The following is a 1,182-nucleotide window of genomic DNA, read 5'->3' as shown; positions in this document are numbered from 1 at the left end:
CATGGAGCGCTAACGCGTCTGCGGCCGGTCCTTATGACGGCACTGGTCGCGTCCTTGGGATTTGTGCCAATGGCGATTGCCACCGGCACCGGCGCCGAGGTACAGCGCCCGCTGGCGACGGTGGTGATCGGCGGCATCCTGTCGTCTACGGCGCTAACGTTGCTGGTACTGCCTCTTCTATATCGACTGGCTCATCGTAAGGATCCAGATGGGCCCCTGCGTGAGACACGCGTGGTTACCCCCGTCTAAAACCCGCGTAAAGCTGTGTACCCGGCGGTGTGAACAGCACACCGCCTTTCGAGGGGCGAGTCAGCGGTATGTGCCGGCCTCTACAGATGCACTCATGTTTGGCTCGCCCATGCACTCCGCTNCTGCGTGAGACACGCGTGGTTACCCCCGTCTAAAACCCGCGTAAAGCTGTGTACCCGGCGGTGTGAACAGCACACCGCCTTTCGAGGGGCGAGTCAGCGGTATGTGCCGGCCTCTACAGATGCACTCATGTTTGGCTCGCCCATGCACTCCGCTCGGCCCATCAGGGAGAGGTCGATTATGCGTTTGACACCAAGTGGGATCGAGGTGGTTTTGCCGCATCTTGTGCGGGGAACAAGTGTCCTGTCACTGGCGTGGACCGCTTACGGCGCCATATTTTGGGAGAGCTTTGCGCTCGCTGCGAGTGCCCTGTATCAAATTGCCGTCATCATGCTTTGCGACAATAAATGCCGGTGCGCAGTTGGCAGAGAAGAGGAGGCAGGTCGGGACGGAAACATACGACTTGTCGTTGTCGTCGTTTTGCTAATTCCAAGTCCGTTTCTTGCAGGAGGGGCCATACATGCTTTTAATCATGTCTCGAACCTCCTGCCAAGCGATTTGATGCCACTCGCAATATGCGCGTTCACGGCCGGCGCATTGCGCGCGCTGTACGGTTGTTTATTGTGCGAACAGCGCGGTGCGATGTTCGTGGTCAAGGCGGCGGTCGCTTTATTACCCTTTGTCGCCCCACTGGTGGTGGTAGGTTTGATTGCGGCAGGGTTCGACAATGTAGATGCGGTAACTGGCATTGCTCTGTTGCTGATCCTGCTCCTGGGCGTGCTTGCGCCGCAAGTAGTTCACATCAGCCGGCTTTTCAACTGAGGTAAGGATCGGCCTGTACGCAAATAATTGCGCGCCGCTGCGCGATGCGAT

General features: G+C 58.3%; 2 protein-coding genes. Both read left to right on the top strand.

Features of this window, described 5'->3' with window-relative positions:
* Positions 1-249, top strand: a 249-nt coding sequence (locus tag QPK27_RS25165; protein ID WP_290420882.1) for an efflux RND transporter permease subunit, incomplete at its 5' end; no start/stop codon positions are given.
* 300 nt (positions 250-549) lie between these two features.
* Positions 550-1,131: a hypothetical protein gene (locus QPK27_RS25160; protein ID WP_290420881.1), complete on the top strand. Its 582-nt coding sequence runs from the start codon at positions 550-552 to the stop codon at positions 1,129-1,131.
* The last annotated feature ends 51 nt before the right edge of the window (positions 1,132-1,182 follow it).

It is taken from the genome of Massilia sp. YIM B02443, from assembly GCF_030411955.1.
In the GTDB taxonomy this organism is placed as follows: domain Bacteria; phylum Pseudomonadota; class Gammaproteobacteria; order Burkholderiales; family Burkholderiaceae_D; genus Telluria.
The sequence above is the reverse complement of the archived record's forward strand: the minus strand, read 5'-3'. Positions and strand labels throughout refer to the sequence as shown.

Bases quoted from the DNA above. Each gene is read 5' to 3' on its own strand.
- QPK27_RS25160 (WP_290420881.1), top strand. From the start codon at position 550: ATGCGTTTGACACCAAGTGGGATCGAGGTGGTTTTGCCGCATCTTGTG.